Origin of the sequence: Mesorhizobium sp. NPDC059025 (assembly GCF_042739655.1) — a bacterium.
Taxonomy (GTDB): Bacteria; Pseudomonadota; Alphaproteobacteria; order Rhizobiales; family Rhizobiaceae; genus Mesorhizobium.
In genome coordinates, this window is the sequence record NZ_JBHYIM010000010.1 from 57,376 (window position 1) to 75,124 (window position 17,749).

The following is a 17,749-nucleotide window of genomic DNA, read 5'->3' on the forward strand; positions in this document are numbered from 1 at the left end:
TATGGACGTTTATTTTAACAAATATGGGATCATTCCAAATCTCAGGCGGATTATCCGGCCTCGAATACTGTAAAGTGTATGGTTTTCCCGCGAAAATTGATGTTGATGCAACAATAAAGTACGCACCAGAGACAAATACAACGGGATATTTCGTGAAAACCGTCGGTCCGATTGAGTACTCGACCAGAACGGATGTCAAAAAATAAGAGGCAGCGGTCCAATCTATTAGAAAACCTTTTCTCAAATTATCCGCTGATATCACAACCAACAATAATATACATGTTATTGCGGCATAGTATCTATCTCCATCAAGCACATCTAATATAAAAGGATATAATGCCCAAATAAAAAATGGTTTAAGTATCCTCAGCACGGCAACCTCCAGGGTGCCTGTACCACGTAAATAACTGCACCATCGCCACCAACCTCTATCCCTGACGTCTCCACTGTTTTGATGGTTACGCTAAAAAACGCATCGTTTTTCGTCACTGAACCGACCAGCAAGCGTACTTGAGCTAATCGATCAATTTTGGCCTGCCGTATACTTGCCGGAATGAAGCGATTGCCGGAATTTAAATTTGAAGCAAACAACCGGCTTGTCGCACGCACCGCAAATTGGTGCAGGGTCTCGACCGCAACTACCCACTCACCGTACTGTGCGCGCAGTTTCTCTGCACGATTCCAATTGTGTGGCGCATAGCAATCATAGCCGCTCGGTCCGACAAAAACAGTCGGACACAAGTCCAGGTAATTTGATGCAATATCGGACGCGCGGACAGATGCATTCATTGTAAAACACCTTACAAGCCAAAACGTTTTGCGATCTTATAATGGCCAAAACTGCGTCCAGCGAAGAAACCAGCAACAATTCCTGATGTTAAACTATCAATCGCCTGAAATGACACTTGTCGCGACCAATCTGTATCCACAGCTGACTTGTAACCGAACCAGAATTTGATCGAAAAGAAGACCATACTGACAATAAGTACGCTCACATCCCCAGGTATAATAAGGTGATCTTGTTCTCGACGGATACCAGTGCCCGTGACCAGGGTTACGCGATAAAGAACTACAGCCGTGATACCAAACCCAGTGACCCAGGCAATCGTAGTCAGTGCTCCAAGATTTTCCCTGGTTACCAACCCATAGACTGACGATAGCAGGAAAACAGCGGGTAAAATAAAGATACCCCTGACCGACGCCTTCCCTTCGAAGCAAGAGGCCAACCCAAGATAGAGAACTACTGTGAAAACCACATACACCCACTGGGGGGTGTTCTTAAGTATCTCAATCATCTTTATCGCTCCCTTGAATGACTATACCGTCTCCACGGAGGTCGATAACATTCCTAGTCTTCGTGCGCCAATTCTTTTGGAGGGCCTCTCGGCCGCTGACCTTAAGGGTAACCACGCCCCTGGATACACCTTCCTCGATTTCGACGATTGTCATGAGCGCGCTTAGCGCATCGGTTGACAAAGTTGGCTCTTGGTCAACATCAGCGTCGATAGCTACGGTCATGAGATCTTGACCGCATTCCTGTGTCTCAAGAATAATCTGAAGGTTCTCAACGCACCCCGTCTTGTTTTCGATCACACGGCAGACAGAGTCGTAGCTGACGGCGTTACCAACCAGATTGAATGTTGAGTCGCTTCGCCCGCCGATAATCAATCCTGCTCCGGCGCCTTCCTTATATGGAGGGATAATGCGGCCGCGGTCTCCAATCTTATAGCGCACAACTGGAACTATGGGCGTGGTCAAGTCGGTTACTAATATACTGCCATCGTCGTCCGTTTCGAAGAAATACCAGTCCTCAAGCACCTCATGGACGCCACTCGGCATCGACGGGGTACTTATTGCGGCATAGCCGTATTCGATCCCTCCAAAGAGGCTATAATATTCAGCACCTTTCCAGATACGCTTTATTATATCCCGCTTTCGCGGATAGAATGGTTCGCCGGTATAGACGATCTTTCTTATGTTCAACTCGACACCGTGAATTTCGGAATTCAGGGCAAATTGAACAACGCTCGGAGGCGTTCCGATGACTGTATTTAACCCCAAATCTCGAAAAAAACGGAGGAGCTCCCGATTACATTGGATGGAATCCAATACACCGATGGGAAGAATTGTCGCGCCAATAGGTTCAAGAAACCTGTTGGCGGCTTCGTACACCACTCCCAGCCCACCTGGCCGAAAGAGATTTGCGGCGACATCGTCTTCATTGAACACGTTCGAGAGCAGATAAACATAAAATTCGTATGGATAGGTACCTTCGGACACATCATTCCAAATACGATGACCGAGTACCAACGGCTCTGAGGTTGTCCCGGACGTGGCGATTATGTATCCACTTTTGAAGTGCCCCCCGAGGGCAAGAGATCGGCTAATCTCCCGTAGATCGGTTTTGGTCGTGACCGGATATTTGAGACGAAAATCTTCCAGCGTCTCCACAGAAGGCATGTTTGTGAGATTGCCGACCTCATTGTAGGCGGCAATCATCTGATTAAAGCGCCCGTGATTGAAGTTCGTAGCTTTCATAACAACGAATTTCCCAGCTTGGCTTCAGATGGCCGATATTTCGCGGAGATCGACAACCGCAGGCCGCTTGGATCTTCTACTCGTGTGTATTTTGTCTCTTCCCAGCACATTCAACTGCACTGCACCGCGCCTGATATCCTCTGAAATTTCCTTAATCGAACTAACCTCGGCCAGAACACTTTTCGCAATTTCACTGTTCTCGGAAATGTCGAGATCCAGAACAATGTCCATTTGATCTTGACCACTTTCACCACTCCGTAAGATCAATTGAATATTGCGATCATCCGCATGGACGGAAACACCAGCATGTCTTATCTTTTGCACGATAGTCTCAAATTTGATCAACGCTCCTCCGCAATTGAAAGCGTTATCGCTGCGTCCACGAAGTTCTAATTGGGACGAGCCATCCGGCAGACTTACAAGGCTGCCCCGGTCACCGATGCGGTAGCGGATAATGGGGACCAACGGCCCCTTCAAATCGGTAATGTAGAGGTTGTCATCGTTGTCGACCTCTACGACAAACCAATCCTCGAAAAGGTGGTGACGATTGGTCTCGAATGTCGGTAATCCCACACATGCTAGGCCGAATTCGGTAGCCCCATAGAGACTGTAGAAGCTCGCCGCCGGCCAAATCGACCGAATGTATTCTCTTTTACTCGGGTAAAAAGCTTCGCTGGAAAAGACGACTTTTCTAATATTAATGTTTACTGAAAACTGAGCGGAATTTCTCGCAAACTCGACAATACTTGATGGAGATCCAATCAAAGTGTTCAAGCCGAGGCGCTGGAAAAGCTGGAAGTGCGGGCGGTCATTTTGGAATGAATCCATCCGGCCGATCGGCAATATTGTTGCTCCTGTTGGCTCCAAAAATCTGCAAGCGCCTTCGTAGAGCAAGCCAAATCCGCCAGGGAAGAATAGATTTGCGATAACGTCTTCTGACCGAAAGATATTCTCGCTTATAAAGTTGTAGAATTGGCGGGGATAGGAGTCGTCCGTAGGATTTTTCCATATCCGATTTGCCATCACAACGGGTGTAGATGTCGTTCCAGACGTCGAAACGATGTAGCAGCCAGTGAGTTGCCCCCTCTTGAGCAGGTCCTCTCCAGCTGAACGTAGAAATTCGCGATCGGTAACAGGATAGGCGGCACAGAAATGCTCGTAGCTGGAGACTTCCGGCAAATTTCGCTCGGGCGTAGCCTCATTATACGTCGCGATCATCAGGTTGAATTTGGAGACGTCGAACCGAGAATGAGACTTCATTTCCACAGCCCTAACCTCTCGCTCTGCGTTTCCACTTCGCGACCTCATGAACAACTCTCCAAGACCACAGTGGCAGCAAGGCCCCCCATCCCGAATGAGTTTTTCAAGATATTCCTTGGCCTGGCATCGACAGTTTTGCGAACGACTGTAACGTCGCAAGCTGGATCCTGATGTTGGATGTTTATGGTTCCAGGAATGAAACCCTCGAGGGAAGAAATGAGACAGTTTAAAGTTTCCATTGCACCGGCTGCTGCAATCATGTGGCCATGGATTGACTTGTTGGCTGTGACGGGGATTGGACGGCCAAAAACGGTGTTGATGGCCCTGGACTCATGAAAATCGTTAAGTTGTGTCGACGTACCGTGAGCATTCACGAGATCGATGTCTGTGGCATCAAGTCCGGCATCCCGTATTGCGCGCCTCATCGAAAGTTCCATTTCGCGCGATTCCAGATGAGGCTTCACGATATGCGACGCATTCAGACTTGCGCCGTATCCTGCAATTCTGAGCAGAGGCGCTCGACCGCTGCTCTCAACATGCTTCTTTCGCTCCAGCACAAACAAAACAGCGCCTTCCGCCGGAATGTACCCTGAACGCCATTTATCAAATGGCCTTGATCTCTCCTCTGGGGGAACGGTGCCGTCCGACGCAATTACGTCTGCTGCTTCAAGCCCGATAAAGTGCTCGGGAGAAATCTTTGCAGAAACCCCCCCGACGATTGCGGCGTCCAGCCTACCCCTCCTGATCGCTTGAAACCCTGTCCCGATTGCTTGCAGGGACGCGGAGCAGAGCCCAATATGGCTAAATGCTGGCCCCTCAAATCCAAGAGCATCCTGCACCTGCTTCAGCGCTGAAACTGGGCTGTAATTTATGAAATCACCGATCCTGAAGTTGCGAGATATTACCTTTGCTCGCTCTTCTAAACTCGTGGCGTCCGGCTCGGCTTCCAATATACATTTCGTAATCTGGACGACATCGGCCACCGGCTCATCCGCTCCGAGAAAGCAGCCGATACGATCCTTCTCATATTGATCTAGTTGGAACCCTTCGTGCGCTCGAAGCGACTTTAGAGCGGCTCTTACATACAGGATATCACCGATGACGGGAGCTCCACCGGAAGGCCAGCGTATCTTCTCGTTGCCCAACTCAGGCACACCAGCATGCTTAACCTTGAACGAGTCGGTATCGTATTTAAGAATTTTGCGAATGCCCGATTTCCCCGTCCGAAGCGCTCGCTCTATTTCTTCATAAGTCACTCCAATTGGGGTCACGGCACCGAAGGCGCTTACCACGACATCATTCCCGTCAGTTGCCATAACTCGCACCTCGCACCGCCTGGCTCGCAATGGTATCTCGGCACTTCTCAAAAAGTACCGCTCCCATCCCGACAGATGTTCCGATCCCATTGAGAATAATAGATGCCCCGATCGGGACAGACGTATCCGCTATCGTTAAAATAAAATCGACAAGATTGTTTGGTTGCCCAGTATATCCTGTATACTTTTTATACGATAATATTTTTGGGTTTGCGAAGAACTTCCGGACAGCAGACCTCTCTTTTTCACCAGATTCTTCTATTCCATTGTCATAGCAAACAACAAAAATCGGCTTCGAAGCTAAATCCGAGAAATAACGGTCGTAGAATGCCAACCAATCGGCATCGTTGACTTGGACTTTATCGTGAAATTTTGTACTCGCCCGGTGCAGAAGCGCAAAAGGGGAAGCACCTCGATCTTGAACTCGCTGCTGCGGCTCCAACAGAATTGAAGCTGCAGCAGCGGAAGGCAGGATGCCGGACGTACCATCGCGCTCGCGTAACAACCCCATTCTCGAAAACGCGAGATGATTATCGAGGCTTGCCATATTTCCACAGGCGCTAAGGATAGCTCCATCCAGGCACCCATCTGCAATTTTTGCAGCAGCTTCCTCAATCATGCATATGCCACCCAGAGACATTCGCTGTATTGGATATCCTCCTCCGCGCAGCTGAAAGTACTTCGAGATGTGATACAAAGCATTGGTAGGTAGTTTTTTAAAAAGGGCGAGCGGGTGCACTCGTTCCCGCAATTGACCAATGCGAGACAATACCGCGCTAACAGTAGGTGGCTGATCCCACTCGCGGCGATGGACGAGGTCCCAAAACTCAGTCGGGAACTCCCGCTCCCGCTCAGCGCTTGTAAAGACGCCAATGTTCTCACGAGTTTTTCCGTCTATAGGGCCCTTCTCTTCCGCTAACGCAAAAGCATCTATTGCAGTCAACAGGCATTGAATCGCTGCGTCGTTAAGAATTGATCTATCTTCTCTCGCGACTAGCTGAACCACATTCTTTCGATATTCCTCCACCGGAATCGCGTTTCCTAAGAACGATTCATGATGCTGAAACTCTTTGCTTAAAATTTCCGCGGCCGACTCTGTTGTTCGCCCCCGCGCCAGCAGTCCTACACCGGTGACCGCAACGTTGGACATCAGTTCAGCCGTTCACAATTTGAGTGACGCGGCGCGAAAGTACAACCGGTGTAAAGTAACGACCAAGATCCTTAGGCTCGATTGGTTTTACCTCCTCCTCCAATCCCAACGCGTCGCAAACACGCTTCCACCCACTCGGAGTCCAGTTCGTACCGTCGAAATATTCCTTTGTCGTACTCATCGCATTGAACGGCCACAAATTTTCAGGAGTTATCTTTTCTGATATATTACTTTTTAGTTCATAACATAGATCTATATAATCTATGGAACTAAATCCATATTCAGCGAGAGGATTATTATCTCCTATTTCTGAAATATTATCTATATATAGAACATTTGCCGCTATTTTCTTTACCGTATCGAGATACATCGTCAATCCCTCCAACTACAACTTCATAAGCGATGCTTTCAATCTGCCAGCAAGGCGACCTTGGTTTCGCATGCCAACAGCGCCTCGAAAGTACGATTAACGGCCACGCGGACAACGATAGTAAGTTGAATGCAAAAAAATAGGGATGAGATCACCCCTATTTTTTCCCAGCGACGGCATCTATTCTGGTAAAGACTCACAACTATGACATGGAAATTTTTATCACGAATTTATATGAAGCATGATTGGAAATAAATATCCAATTATATTTATATAATACTTATGCATCATATATTTGAAGGTAACTTCTCGGCATTCAAAACATCGTCGGCATGAGAGCACACTGATGCGTGAATTTGGCCAGAGATTGGTATGGTCTCAAGACAGTGCTTCCGGTGAAATTCACCAGGAGATTATTTTCGCCCTTATCAAGACATCCGACCTGAAAAGGACTGAGGAAATCAATCTTGGGCGCGCGGCATCGCTAAGAAAAAAAATCGAGAATGAAGGCAAATGGAATAATCCCATTCTCCTTGAACGTGAGAGCAAGGCGGTTATGGATGGGAACCATCGGCTATGGGTCGCGCACAATCTCGGTCTCCAGTGCGTGCCATGCATCTTGCTGTATTACGGAAACCGTCACCTACAGCTGTCCAGTTGGTCCAAGGGACAGGCAGTTTCACCAAACCAGGTAGTTTCCGCTGGCCTGACAGGGGCCCTCCTTGGCTACAAGACGACCAAGCATGATCTTCTGCTTGATCTGTCCTACCCCACCTATTCGCTGGATGAGTTGTTGTAGTCCCGTCAACTAGGATCGATCGGCCGTGCACTCAATGAGCGAGTCTTTGATCGCCAACCACATGATCGACGAGTTCAGATGGTCGGAACCCGAGACCTCAGCATATATGCCCATCTTGGACAAGCGGGTCCGCTCGTTGCTTGCACATCAGCAAGATCTACACCGTTGGGTCGGCTGTTTTGGTTCACCGTTGCATTTGATCTTTCCCGAGATTGCCTTTGCAAATGGTCAACGCTGGCTCACTAGGCTAAGAGCAATTATGGAGCAGGTTGACGTGCGGTTTGGCATGAAAGCTTGCAAAAGCGATGCACTCACGATGGCCCTTTCGCTCTCCGGCACTGGAATGGACGTGTCGAGTGCAGGCGAATTACTAGCGTCATTGCGGAACTATACACCTCGGGAACGGGTTTCTTTTACAGGGCCTGATAAGCCCGATCATGAACTCGCCCTTTGCCTCGCGCACGACATCTCCGTGAGCATTGACAGTTTTTCCGAGTTGGACCGCTTTATACAAATACAAACTGCCATGATGAGCAAAGGCAAACCCGTGTTGCGGTACCGGCCACCTTTGCAGATAAATTCTCGATTTGGTTTTACTGCGGATGAATTATTTCATGCGGCACAAAAACTGCATGCCAGCGGAATCATGATTGAGGGAGTAGCATTCCATCTTTCCGGCTACAGTAGCCTAGAACGTGTGTGTGTTGCCAAGGAGGCTCTTAAAATTCTCCAGCAACTCGCCAGTCGAGACATACACGTTCGGAGCCTTTCCCTTGGTGGCGGCTTCTTGGTCTCATACCTCGCACACCGTCCATCCACCGTCGAGCCACCAAAAACTTGGCAAAACAAGCGACTTCAAGGTGGATACTCCTATTTCTCAGATAGCGCTGCTGACAGACAAGCAGAGCAGATACTGTGCGAGCTCCTGTCAGACTTGGGCTGCAAGTCGGTCATTGATGAGTTGAATCTGAAACTTATTGTAGAGCCTGGTCGAGCTTTAACGGACCAGTGTGGAGGAACTCTAATGCGAGTCCTGGGCGTTAAGCGAACCGCCCAGGAGATGGATTTGCTCATTTTGGATGGCATGAGTTTTTCGTTGTCCGAGACTTGGTTCAGTTCCGATTTTCTGCCCGAGCCCTTTTTAGTCCCACAGGGGTTACAAGCCCGCGAACCCGACAAGAGGACGTACGTGCTAGCAGGACGGTCTTGCCTCGAAAGTGACATGATTAGATGGACGGCCGTTGAGTTTTCGATCCGTCCCCGTCCCGGCGATCTAATCTATTTCCACAACACCGCAGGATATCAAATGGACTCGAACGAAAGTACTTTCCACCGCATTTCTGTACCCCGCAAAGTTGCTGTCTCGTTTGCAAACGGTCAACTCAATTGCCTACTCGACTCTGAAGTTGACGTTCGGAGCTTTGTCGTAGCGTGATCGTATCCTTTATGAGCGAACTTATCGGAAAAACCCCAATATTGCGGGTCCCTTTCCGGAACAATGGAGTAGAGCTTTTTATCAAACTCGAAGTGTTCAATCCCTGCGGATCAATGAAAGACCGCATGGCCTTGAGCATGCTTGATGCGGTTGAAAGGCGATCCGGTCGCCACGATGGCTTGAGGATCGTTGAGTCGTCCTCGGGCAATACTGCAACCGCGCTATCTATGCTGTGCGCCGAGCGTGAGTACAAATTTACAGCTGTCATGGATAGTCATGCGGCTCCCGATAAGGTCAGCGCCGTCCAGGCGTTGGGGGGCGAGGTCATGCTTATCGGCGGGGGCGGAAAGCTCGTTACTGCGGAACGAGATGAGATCGCTCATCAACTTGCCGACCAAGACGAGTGGACCTATTGCACGGAGCAGCATGACAATCCGGCAAATGCCGAAGGATATGCCAACCTTGCGCAGGAACTCCTCGACGATCTCGAAGGTAGCATTGACTGCTTGATCGGCGCAATCGGCACCGGAGGGTCGTTATGCGGTACAGCTCGCGAACTAAAAAAATCCCTACCTAGTATCCGTATTGTCGGAGTCGAACCTGAGGGCAGTATTATATTTGGAGGGCCTGCCAAATCCTATCTACAGTCCGGCACCGGAACGCCGGATGGTGCGAATGTGGGTCTGGTCATTGACTATGACGTTATTGACGAGGGGCGCAAGGTCAGCGACCCCAACGCATTTGCAACATGCAGAGTTCTTGCAGAAAATTTCGGCTTGATGGTCGGCGGATCGGCGGGAGGCTCGATCTTCGAAGCCATTCAATATTGCCTTGATGCGCCAAGGGGGAGTCGCGTTGTAACTCTGGCATGCGACACTGGGTTCAAATACATGGACAGTATCTTCAAAGATGACTGGCTTTATAATAAAATACCAGAGATCGATATGTATCGGAACAGCATACATCATCTCATAGTGCACAATACCGGGCTTCAAGAGAACAAATCTCTCGCGCGCATTAGGCGCATGAAAAGCTCGTAACTTTTCTTCTTTTCAAATCGACAAGGGGAAATCATGTCAATCAATCACCAACTTTGCCTTCGCAGGCGACCAGTTGGCATGGTCAGCGCTGATGATTTTTTTGTGATCGGTACCGCAATCCCCAAACTCGAAGAGGGTCAATTTCTGGTCAGAAACGAGTATATCTCCCTTGACCCAGCGATGCGTGGTTGGGTAGACGGGAAAAACTCATACTTCCCTCCTGTTGAACTCGGTTCGGTCATGCGTGGTATCACCGTCGGCCGTGTCGAACAGTCACGCCACCCTAGTTATTCAGAGGGCGACTATGTGACGGGGATGCTCAATGTGCAGCAGTATGCCATTTCCAACGGATTTCAAATTCGAGCAATTCAGCCGGATTTAGTTCCTCCACCATCATGGCTCGGTGGGCTCGGAATTCCTGGTGTCACGGCTTACTATGGATTGAAAGAAATTGGACGGCCAAAACCCGGGGAAACACTACTCGTTTCGGCCGCCGCAGGCGCGGTCGGATCTATGGTTGGTCAAATTGGCAAGATTCTAGGGTGCCGGGTGATCGGTGTTGCCGGCAGCGTTACCAAGTGCGAGTACCTGATCAACAACCTCGGATTCGACGGAGCCATTAACTACCGAGCTGGGCCGATCAATGAGCGGCTATTCGACACCTGCCCCAACAAGATAGATGTCTACTTTGATAATGTGGGCGGTCGGATTTTCGACAGCGTACTGCCCCACATGAATTTGTATGGGCGAATCCCATTATGTGGGATGATTTCCCATCGCTACGGAGCAGAGCAGGCTGGATTTGAGAACTTTAGATTCCTTCTGACAAGTCGGCTAAAAATTGAAGGATTTATTGTTTCTGATTACGTCAAAAAGCTATTGCAGACCGTTGATATTCTCCTCGGATGGCATTTGGAAGGGAAGCTCTCATTCAAAGAAGATATCCGAGAGGGTGATCTTATGCATTTCCCTTTGCTCCTTAACGATTTGTTTGAGGGTAAGAATTTTGGAAAGTTGATAATGAAGATCTGAGGCGTGCTGCGCTTGGACACGACTGGTATGTGGCGGAGCTTCCAGCCGCGACCATACCACCTCTGCCATTTCATCATTGGTCTTCCCACTTCGGCTCGTCTTCTAGCCTTTCATCTTTCGAAACAGCCATTTCTCGGCTAGGGAGAGCGAACCTATAAACGGGGAGCAAAAAGTGGCCGAAGATACCGAACATTCCAATGTTTCTATTGCAGAACTTACAGCGACAATCATTGGAGCATACGTTAGCAACAATCCAGTTCCTGTATCCGATCTGCCAATCGTCATTGCGAGCGTTGCCAACAGCTTGCGGCACATCAAACGGCCTCAGATTGAACCAGCATCTGAGCCCCCGAAGCCGGCCGTTTCGGTTAGGAGGTCGATCCACCACGACTATCTAATCAGTCTCGAGGACGGTCAGCAGTATCGCACCTTGAAGCGGCACCTGACGACGCTTGGCCTTACTCCAGAGGAATACCGTGCCAAGTGGAACCTACCGCCGGATTACCCGATGGTGGCGGCAAGCTATTCGGCACAACGGTCAGAACTTGCGAAGAAGTTGGGACTCGGTAGAAAACCTAGCATCAGGCGTCGCGGCAAAGGAAAAGCTGAGGCCTGATCTCACCGACGCTCGCAGGATTTGTGAACGTGAGAGTGACGGTGTGTCGGTCTCCTACCCTGCTCTCTGCCTTAGCAACGGAATAAGTCAGCGGTTCATAGGGCCTCGGTCCAGTATTCTTTCGGTTTCCAAGTTCCGCACAGATTTCGGCTGTCAGAGCGCCGAAAACCGGAGCTCTCTGGCGCCCTATCACCTATTCAAGATTCATCTCGAATCCGATGCGATGACCCGATCAGAACGCGTGTAGCGTGCTCTAGCTATTTGCGCCCCACCTGGTCGTTTTATATCGACGAGGCAGCTCCCGATCAGGGTTCTAAGGAAACGGAACTGACGGCAAATCCGCACGCTTCGCGCCAGCCAATGCTTTGCTTTTGTATTGCGCATTGAACGCTTCCTTCCCCCTTCCGGCCCAGAGCTTTCTCGCTCGTTCACCATCGTCGCTTTGCAGTTTGTCGGCGATCCAGAGCATCGCGCCGTAGATCATGGCACGATCGTCACCGACAAGGTCGACAATGCCAGATTTGACGACAAGTCCGCCGAGTTCGATGAGGTGTCGCGTGCGTTTACGGCGTTCGACCTGCCATGTACGCATGTCAAACCGCGCCAGTGCCGCCTGACAACGATTGCGCGCTGCCCGGTTGCGTTTGAGCGCGACCAGTGTCGCGGTCAGATGCTTTTGAAGATCGCCGTGGCTTGCCGCGAAAGAATGCCGCCCCACGCTTGGCCCAGGCGTCCCGTTTGACGGCATCTTTCGTCTCGGCCAGCACCAGCAGCGCGCCCGCAAGTTCGTCGGCGCTGAGGCCGTCTGCCCCGCTTGCTATGACCAGTTCGCCGAGTTGTTGTACCTTGCGTGTTTTGAGCTCTTTCGCCTTGTCCTCGAGCGCTTTCAGTTCGGCATTGTAGTCGCGTGGCTTACGCATGGGTGTGTCCTTTATCCGGAGAATTGTCGATGTTGTGATGATAGCTCTGCGCCTCGCAGAAGGCTTCCATGTCGCCGAGCCGGTCTGGGACGCGCCGGTCCATCCCGAGATTTTTTCGAGGGAGGGCGCGCTTATACGTCGTTCCGACGTGCGCTTGATCGTGCTGATCATTGCGGCGCGATGGCGATCTATCATCTTCACGTCAAGGTCATTGGCCGCAAGGCCGGCTCAAGTGCGGTGGCGTCTGCTGCCTACCGCTCGGCCTCCCGACTGCGCGATGAGCGGATCGAACGCAGCCATGACTTCTCCGCCAAACGCGGCGTCGTGCATTCCGAGGTACTGTTGCCTGATGGCGCGCCCGAGCATTGGCGTGATCGCGAACGACTGTGGAACGATGTCGAGGCCTTCGAGCAACGCAAGGACGCACAGCTTGCCCGCGAGGTGGAATTCGCCCTGCCCCGCGAACTGAGCAAGGCCCAAGCCATCGAACTGGCCCGCGACTTCGTGCAGGCGCAGTTTGTCGATGCCGGCATGATCGCCGATCTCAATGTGCATTGGGATATCGGTGAGGATGGCATGCCCAAACCCCACGCCCACGTGATGCTCACCATGCGCTCGGTCGACGCGAACGGATTTGGCCCGAAGGTACGAGACTGGAACAGCACGCAGATGATCGAGCGCTGGCGTGAACGCTGGGCCGAGCTTGCCAATGAGCGCCTGGCTGACCTCGACATCGACGTCCGCATCGACCATCGCAGCCTGGAAGCACAGGGCATCGCGCTGGAACCACAGAGCCAGATCGGTGCATCGGCACAGCGTATCGAGATACGTGGTGTCGGCGACGACGCTCTCGACGTTGCCGATCGGGCCGAACTGCATCGCGAGATCGCGCGCAACAATGGCGCACGCATTCTCGCGAACCCTGCCTTGGCTTTGGATGCCATCACACAGCAGCAATCGACCTTCACACGGCGCGACATGGCGCTGTTCGCATACCGCCACAGTGATGGGCTGGAGCAGTTCAACGCGGTTATGACCGCGTTGGGAAGTTCGCCCGACCTGGTCGAACTCGGCAGCGACGGCCGCGGCATGGAGCGCTTCACCACACGCGACATGATCGCGGCCGAACAGCGCTTGTACGCAACAGCCGAACGCATGGCCGAACATAAAAGACATGCGATCGACCCCAGCGACAAGGCAGCGGCGCTGGCGCGTGCCGAACAGCGCGGCCTGATGCTTTCCGGCGAGCAGCAGGACGCGTTGTCTCACATCACGAATGGGCAAGATCTCGCGCTCATCATCGGCCATGCCGGAACGGGAAAGAGCGCCATGCTCGGCGTTGCACGCGAGACATGGGAGGCCGCCGGCTATCGCGTCCGCGGTGCCGCTCTTTCCGGCATCGCTGCCGAGAACCTTGAGGACGGATCGGGAATAACGTCGCGTACCATCGCCAGCATGGAACATGGCTGGCAGCAGGGTCGCGATGTGCTGTCGGGGCGTGATGTACTGATCATCGATGAGGCCGGCATGGTCGGCACGCGCCAGATGGAGCGCGTGCTTTCCCATGCAGCTGAAGCCGGCGCGAAGATCGTGCTGGTTGGGGACCCGCAACAGTTGCAAGCCATCGAGGCGGGAGCCGCCTTGCGGTCGCTGCACGAGCGTCATGGCGGTGCAGAGATCGGCGATGTGCGCCGCCAGCGCAACGACTGGCAACGCGACGCAACACGCGATCTGGCGACAGCCAAGATCGGAAGCGCGCTTGAAGCCTACCGCACCCACGGGATGGTGCACGAGGCGGCAAACCGCCAAGAGGCGCGAGAGGATTTGATTGAGCGCTGGGACCGCGACCGGCAGGCGCAGTCAAACCAGAACCGGATCATCCTCACGCACACCAATGATGAAGTTCGCATCCTCAACGAGGCAGCGCGCGAGCGCATGCGGAAGGCGGACGATTTAGGCGAAGAGGTCAGCGTCACCGTCGACCGTGGCATGCGCCACTTCGCCAGTGGCGATCGCGTCATGTTCCTGCAGAACGAGCGCAGGCTTGGCGTGAAGAACGGCACACTCGGCACCATTGAAAAGGTCGACACGCGGGCCATGACGGTGCGCACCGATGACGGCCGTTCTGTCTCGTTCGACTTCAAGGACTATGATCGCCTCGACCATGGCTATGCGGCGACGATTCACAAGGCGCAGGGCATGACCGTTGATCGTGCCCATGTGCTTGCCACACCGGGCATGGATGTGCATGGCACCTATGTCGCCCTGTCGCGCCATCGCGACAGCGTGGACCTGCATTACGGCAACGATGATTTTGCCAATCCAGACCGGCTCGCGCACACGCTGTCGCGCGACCGCGCCAAGGACATGGCGTCCGACTACGAGGCAGCTGATCCGGCCCGGCTCTATGCCGAACGGCGCGGCATCACCTTCATCGAGCGTGTCGCCGAGATCATAAAACGCATCCTGCCGGAAAGGCTGCGCGAACATGTCGGCCGCTTGTACTCGCCGGACCAGGACAGCGTGCGCGAGCCGGCAAGAGCAACTGCAGGCGAAAAAGCGCGACGTGACGTTGCGGAGCCGGACATACACGCGGCGCAAGACCGGGAAGCGATCTTGCGCAAGGCCCGCACCGACGCCCTCACCCGGCACGCGCGGGCCATCGTCGCCATTCTAAATACGGGAGACGTGTCCAAGCCCGATCAAATGCGTGAACTGAACGAAGCCCGCAATGCCTTTGAAACGGTGCGGTCCGACGGGTGGCGTGATGCCGAGGCGGCTTACACCAAGGACCCCAGGCTTGCCCGCGAGGCAGCGACTGGCAGGGTCAATCGTGCCATTCGTGCACTGCAACTCGAAACGGAAATTCGTACCGGACGGGGCCGCGACGCCCGCATCGATCCTAGCCACCGAGCCGAGCGTTTCGTGGAGCGTTGGCAAAAGCTCGCCCAGACCAGCGAGCGCCAATACAGGCAGGGCGACATCGCCGGCTACAAGGCCACACGCTCGGCCATGGGCGACATGGCCAAAAGCCTAGAGCGCGATCCGCAGCTCGAATCCATCCTTGCCAATCACAAGAACGCGCTCGGCATCTCTTTCGAATCGGGCCGCCGTCTCGGCGCTGAACTCGCCTTCATGCATGGCATCGATCTTGGCAGGGGCCGGGGTATCGGAATCTAGATCCAGCCTTTTTACCACCGCTGGTGCGCCATGCTACGACGCGACCAACGCCGGTCTTGCAAGGCCGTCTTAGCCTGCCCCATCTGGTCCCCGCGACAGTCGGCAACAACCAGCAGGAGCCAGCCAGTCATGCGCGAACCGGATCGTATCATCCGTCTCAAAACCGTCCTTGCCCGAACCGGGCTGTCTAGATCCACCATCTATCGCAAGATCGCCGAGGGCACGTTCCCGGCCCAGATCAAGATCAGCGTCAATGGCGCGGGCTGGTACGAATCCGAGATCAATCTGTGGGTTGCCGACCCCGTTCGATGGCGACCAAAGGATGAGAGCGATCTGTCAAATTGAACGGGTAAAGTGCAAGAAACTGGATGGCACCTTACCGGTCCGCCAAATTGTCGCTGCGCTAGCAACGCTTCCGCGCCGCTCAACCTGGTATTCTCAATAATTTCTTGATGGCTGACGAAGCATCAAAACCGAGTATCTCGGCGAGTTTCATGAACTCAACGACATCTACACGTCGCTGCCCGCTTTCTAAGCGGGCTACAAACGATTGGTATTGCCGGAGCTTCGCTGCCAACTCGACTTGGGTGAGCCCTGCCGCTTCCCGCTTCTTGATAAGTAGCGCGATCAGAGCTTTGTGCCGATCCGTACCAAGTGTATCGACCACTTAACCCCCCATCTGAATTCAGATTGGGGGTTCCTTTATATCTGATTTTCAGTTATCTTAAATTCAGATATTTTCTGATGCCGCCAGTCGTCTGGCTGTATCCACTGACTGCGCCCAAGCTTGGAGATCGGATCATGAGCGATTCCGACGATAGGACGATTTTTCCCTCCGTCACCCGACGGGGTTTGATGGCGGGAGCGGCCGCGACAAGTATGGCGTGGCCATTCGGCCTTTCAGTGGCTGAGAATGCGCCGCGCAAGGTATTGCGAGAAGATCCTTCCTTTCGTTTGTGCGAGAGGTGGCGGGAAGCGCACGACAACACATTGGCGCTCTGCCGCAAGCAGCAATCGCTGGAGGCAGACCTCGTCAGGACGGTTGGATTTCCAAGTATACAGGAGCGCCTTACCAACGGTAGCGAAGTGACCATCCGTTCCATCAACGATTTGCCTGAAGACAACGCTATCCAGAGTCGGGCTTCTGCCGACCTCGCCGCCCACCAAGCGCGCTGGGATGCCATGGACGACCAGATCGGCTATTCGAGAATGGATGCAATGATCCGACAATCGGAAGCTCTCGAACAGGCTATTCTGGATGATCTACTGCGATTGCCAGCCTCAACAATCGACGTCGTGCTAGCCAAGTTATCCGTCATACTCTGCGAAGCAGAGAACAGGGAGGACCCTGACGATTTCCCATGGCCACACATCCACGCAGTGCGGAATGATCTCGCCCGACTTCATGGCTTGGACATTGAGACGCTCTTGAGATCAGAAGGGCAGCGCAAATCCCAGAGATGAAGCCTTGCTGGAACGTTTTCAAACCGGTCTGGCATCTAAAGACCAGGCCAGCCCCCGTTCGGCTGACCGGCATGTCGGAAGGCAGATCGCGACTGTGCGCGTCCAATCAAATATCTCGCAGGCGCAACTGGCCCGAGCGATCGGCATTAGCTTCCAACAACTCCAGAAATACGAATGCGCGCGCAACCGCGTCAGCGCATCCATGCTCTACGAGATCGCCCGCGCGCTGATGTTCCCGTCAGCCGCGTTTTCGGCGGACTACCGGGCAATGGCGAAGCAACCACGTCGCTCCTGCCGGTCGACGAACGCCTGGAGTTCATCGCGAGTGCCGGAAGCAGGCGCGTCATCGAAGGGCTGATGCGCCTGCCTCCGAGCGTGCGCAACCGTGTGTCTGGGGGGGAGATAAAGCCGACGCAGTGCCGCCCCGAGAACTAGACGCGGGCCAATTAAGCATGATGGCCTGGGCGTCTTTTTGCCGACAGCACGGTTAAATACGGCAATCGGCGGCATTTGGCCGTTAGCGCGGGCAGAATTCTCGATTGTACTTCAAGACGCGCGGCTTCCGATCCTACAAAACTACAATTTCATAGATCTCAAGCAGTTTGCGCTTCGATATCGATACAAGTGCA

At 53.0% G+C, this 17,749-nt stretch carries 19 protein-coding genes; 9 read left to right on the forward strand and 10 right to left on the reverse strand.

Annotated elements, in window-relative coordinates; all coding sequences use genetic code 11:
* Positions 1 to 366: 366 nt before the first annotated feature.
* The 7 genes from ACFWYE_RS22340 to ACFWYE_RS22370 are packed head-to-tail and all read right to left on the reverse strand — an operon-like array spanning position 367 to position 6,634.
* The gene (locus ACFWYE_RS22340) at positions 367 to 789 is read right to left on the reverse strand and encodes a hypothetical protein (protein WP_379114361.1); all 423 of its coding nucleotides are present in this window, start codon (positions 787 to 789) and stop codon (positions 367 to 369) included.
* Positions 790 to 800: 11 nt separating this feature from the next.
* On the reverse strand, positions 801 to 1,295 hold the full coding sequence (locus tag ACFWYE_RS22345; protein WP_379114363.1) for a DUF6622 family protein: 495 nt from the start codon (positions 1,293 to 1,295) through the stop codon (positions 801 to 803).
* Positions 1,288 to 2,538: a hypothetical protein gene (locus ACFWYE_RS22350; protein WP_379114365.1), complete on the reverse strand. Its 1,251-nt coding sequence runs from the start codon at positions 2,536 to 2,538 to the stop codon at positions 1,288 to 1,290. Before ACFWYE_RS22350 ends, ACFWYE_RS22345 begins: the two co-directional genes overlap by 8 nt.
* A 24-nt stretch (positions 2,539 to 2,562) precedes the next feature.
* On the reverse strand, positions 2,563 to 3,798 hold the full coding sequence (locus tag ACFWYE_RS22355) for a hypothetical protein (RefSeq protein ID WP_379114367.1): 1,236 nt from the start codon (positions 3,796 to 3,798) through the stop codon (positions 2,563 to 2,565).
* A gap of 44 nt (positions 3,799 to 3,842) precedes the next feature.
* On the reverse strand, positions 3,843 to 5,114 hold the full coding sequence (locus ACFWYE_RS22360) for a beta-ketoacyl-[acyl-carrier-protein] synthase family protein (protein ID WP_379114368.1): 1,272 nt from the start codon (positions 5,112 to 5,114) through the stop codon (positions 3,843 to 3,845).
* Positions 5,104 to 6,264: a hypothetical protein gene (locus ACFWYE_RS22365; RefSeq protein WP_379114370.1), complete on the reverse strand. Its 1,161-nt coding sequence runs from the start codon at positions 6,262 to 6,264 to the stop codon at positions 5,104 to 5,106. Before ACFWYE_RS22365 ends, ACFWYE_RS22360 begins: the two co-directional genes overlap by 11 nt.
* A gap of 4 nt (positions 6,265 to 6,268) precedes the next feature.
* Positions 6,269 to 6,634 carry an acyl carrier protein gene (locus ACFWYE_RS22370; RefSeq protein WP_379114372.1) on the reverse strand — a complete coding sequence of 122 codons (366 nt, stop codon included), beginning with the start codon at positions 6,632 to 6,634 and terminating at the stop codon, positions 6,269 to 6,271.
* Positions 6,635 to 6,980: 346 nt separating this feature from the next.
* Between ACFWYE_RS22370 and ACFWYE_RS22375 the strand changes: the two genes are divergently transcribed.
* The 5 genes from ACFWYE_RS22375 to ACFWYE_RS22395 all read left to right on the forward strand — a co-directional run bounded on the left by ACFWYE_RS22375 (position 6,981) and on the right by ACFWYE_RS22395 (position 11,556).
* Positions 6,981 to 7,433: a hypothetical protein gene (locus ACFWYE_RS22375; protein ID WP_379114373.1), complete on the forward strand. Its 453-nt coding sequence runs from the start codon at positions 6,981 to 6,983 to the stop codon at positions 7,431 to 7,433.
* A 34-nt stretch (positions 7,434 to 7,467) separates the two neighbouring features.
* Positions 7,468 to 8,868 (forward strand): alanine racemase, encoded by a 1,401-nt coding sequence (locus tag ACFWYE_RS22380; RefSeq protein ID WP_379114374.1) that lies wholly within the window; start codon positions 7,468 to 7,470, stop codon positions 8,866 to 8,868.
* Between the two features lie 11 nt (positions 8,869 to 8,879).
* Positions 8,880 to 9,908 carry a PLP-dependent cysteine synthase family protein gene (locus ACFWYE_RS22385; protein WP_379114376.1) on the forward strand — a complete coding sequence of 343 codons (1,029 nt, stop codon included), beginning with the start codon at positions 8,880 to 8,882 and terminating at the stop codon, positions 9,906 to 9,908.
* A gap of 33 nt (positions 9,909 to 9,941) precedes the next feature.
* Positions 9,942 to 10,940 (forward strand): NADP-dependent oxidoreductase, encoded by a 999-nt coding sequence (locus ACFWYE_RS22390; RefSeq protein WP_379114378.1) that lies wholly within the window; start codon positions 9,942 to 9,944, stop codon positions 10,938 to 10,940.
* Between the two features lie 172 nt (positions 10,941 to 11,112).
* Complete coding sequence (locus ACFWYE_RS22395; RefSeq protein WP_379114379.1) at positions 11,113 to 11,556, forward strand: MucR family transcriptional regulator; 444 nt, start codon at positions 11,113 to 11,115, stop codon at positions 11,554 to 11,556.
* A 313-nt stretch (positions 11,557 to 11,869) separates the two neighbouring features.
* Here the strand turns inward: ACFWYE_RS22395 and ACFWYE_RS22400 are convergent, their stop codons facing one another.
* Both ACFWYE_RS22400 and ACFWYE_RS22405 read right to left on the reverse strand, forming a co-directional pair.
* Positions 11,870 to 12,148 (reverse strand): conjugal transfer protein TraD, encoded by a 279-nt coding sequence (locus tag ACFWYE_RS22400; RefSeq protein ID WP_379114380.1) that lies wholly within the window; start codon positions 12,146 to 12,148, stop codon positions 11,870 to 11,872.
* A 1-nt stretch (position 12,149) separates the two neighbouring features.
* Positions 12,150 to 12,476, reverse strand: a complete 327-nt coding sequence (locus tag ACFWYE_RS22405; protein ID WP_379114382.1) for a conjugal transfer protein TraD — start codon at positions 12,474 to 12,476, stop codon at positions 12,150 to 12,152.
* 180 nt (positions 12,477 to 12,656) lie between these two features.
* Between ACFWYE_RS22405 and traA the strand changes: the two genes are divergently transcribed.
* Positions 12,657 to 15,656, forward strand: coding sequence for a Ti-type conjugative transfer relaxase TraA (gene traA / locus ACFWYE_RS22410; protein ID WP_379114384.1), 3,000 nt, complete (start codon positions 12,657 to 12,659; stop codon positions 15,654 to 15,656).
* Positions 15,657 to 15,785: 129 nt separating this feature from the next.
* Positions 15,786 to 16,001 (forward strand): helix-turn-helix transcriptional regulator, encoded by a 216-nt coding sequence (locus ACFWYE_RS22415; RefSeq protein ID WP_379114386.1) that lies wholly within the window; start codon positions 15,786 to 15,788, stop codon positions 15,999 to 16,001.
* 79 nt (positions 16,002 to 16,080) lie between these two features.
* Here the strand turns inward: ACFWYE_RS22415 and ACFWYE_RS22420 are convergent, their stop codons facing one another.
* Positions 16,081 to 16,323, reverse strand: a complete 243-nt coding sequence (locus tag ACFWYE_RS22420; protein WP_379114388.1) for a multiprotein-bridging factor 1 family protein — start codon at positions 16,321 to 16,323, stop codon at positions 16,081 to 16,083.
* A 134-nt stretch (positions 16,324 to 16,457) separates the two neighbouring features.
* On the opposite strand from ACFWYE_RS22420, the gene ACFWYE_RS22425 reads away from it, so the two are divergent.
* Complete coding sequence (locus tag ACFWYE_RS22425) at positions 16,458 to 17,120, forward strand: hypothetical protein (RefSeq protein ID WP_379114390.1); 663 nt, start codon at positions 16,458 to 16,460, stop codon at positions 17,118 to 17,120.
* 4 nt (positions 17,121 to 17,124) lie between these two features.
* The gene (locus ACFWYE_RS22430; RefSeq protein WP_379114391.1) at positions 17,125 to 17,478 is read left to right on the forward strand and encodes a helix-turn-helix domain-containing protein; all 354 of its coding nucleotides are present in this window, start codon (positions 17,125 to 17,127) and stop codon (positions 17,476 to 17,478) included.
* Positions 17,479 to 17,749 lie beyond the last annotated feature (271 nt).

Bases quoted from the DNA above. Each gene is read 5' to 3' on its own strand.
- ACFWYE_RS22340 (WP_379114361.1), bottom strand. From the start codon at position 789: ATGAATGCATCTGTCCGCGCGTCCGATATTGCATCAAATTACCTGGAC.
- ACFWYE_RS22345 (WP_379114363.1), bottom strand. From the start codon at position 1,295: ATGATTGAGATACTTAAGAACACCCCCCAGTGGGTGTATGTGGTTTTC.
- ACFWYE_RS22350 (WP_379114365.1), bottom strand. From the start codon at position 2,538: ATGAAAGCTACGAACTTCAATCACGGGCGCTTTAATCAGATGATTGCC.
- ACFWYE_RS22355 (WP_379114367.1), bottom strand. From the start codon at position 3,798: ATGAAGTCTCATTCTCGGTTCGACGTCTCCAAATTCAACCTGATGATC.
- ACFWYE_RS22360 (WP_379114368.1), bottom strand. From the start codon at position 5,114: ATGGCAACTGACGGGAATGATGTCGTGGTAAGCGCCTTCGGTGCCGTG.
- ACFWYE_RS22365 (WP_379114370.1), bottom strand. From the start codon at position 6,264: ATGTCCAACGTTGCGGTCACCGGTGTAGGACTGCTGGCGCGGGGGCGA.
- ACFWYE_RS22370 (WP_379114372.1), bottom strand. From the start codon at position 6,634: ATGTATCTCGATACGGTAAAGAAAATAGCGGCAAATGTTCTATATATA.
- ACFWYE_RS22375 (WP_379114373.1), top strand. From the start codon at position 6,981: ATGCGTGAATTTGGCCAGAGATTGGTATGGTCTCAAGACAGTGCTTCC.
- ACFWYE_RS22380 (WP_379114374.1), top strand. From the start codon at position 7,468: ATGAGCGAGTCTTTGATCGCCAACCACATGATCGACGAGTTCAGATGG.
- ACFWYE_RS22385 (WP_379114376.1), top strand. From the start codon at position 8,880: ATGAGCGAACTTATCGGAAAAACCCCAATATTGCGGGTCCCTTTCCGG.
- ACFWYE_RS22390 (WP_379114378.1), top strand. From the start codon at position 9,942: ATGTCAATCAATCACCAACTTTGCCTTCGCAGGCGACCAGTTGGCATG.
- ACFWYE_RS22400 (WP_379114380.1), bottom strand. From the start codon at position 12,148: ATGCGTACATGGCAGGTCGAACGCCGTAAACGCACGCGACACCTCATC.
- ACFWYE_RS22405 (WP_379114382.1), bottom strand. From the start codon at position 12,476: ATGCGTAAGCCACGCGACTACAATGCCGAACTGAAAGCGCTCGAGGAC.
- traA (WP_379114384.1), top strand. From the start codon at position 12,657: ATGGCGATCTATCATCTTCACGTCAAGGTCATTGGCCGCAAGGCCGGC.
- ACFWYE_RS22415 (WP_379114386.1), top strand. From the start codon at position 15,786: ATGCGCGAACCGGATCGTATCATCCGTCTCAAAACCGTCCTTGCCCGA.
- ACFWYE_RS22425 (WP_379114390.1), top strand. From the start codon at position 16,458: ATGAGCGATTCCGACGATAGGACGATTTTTCCCTCCGTCACCCGACGG.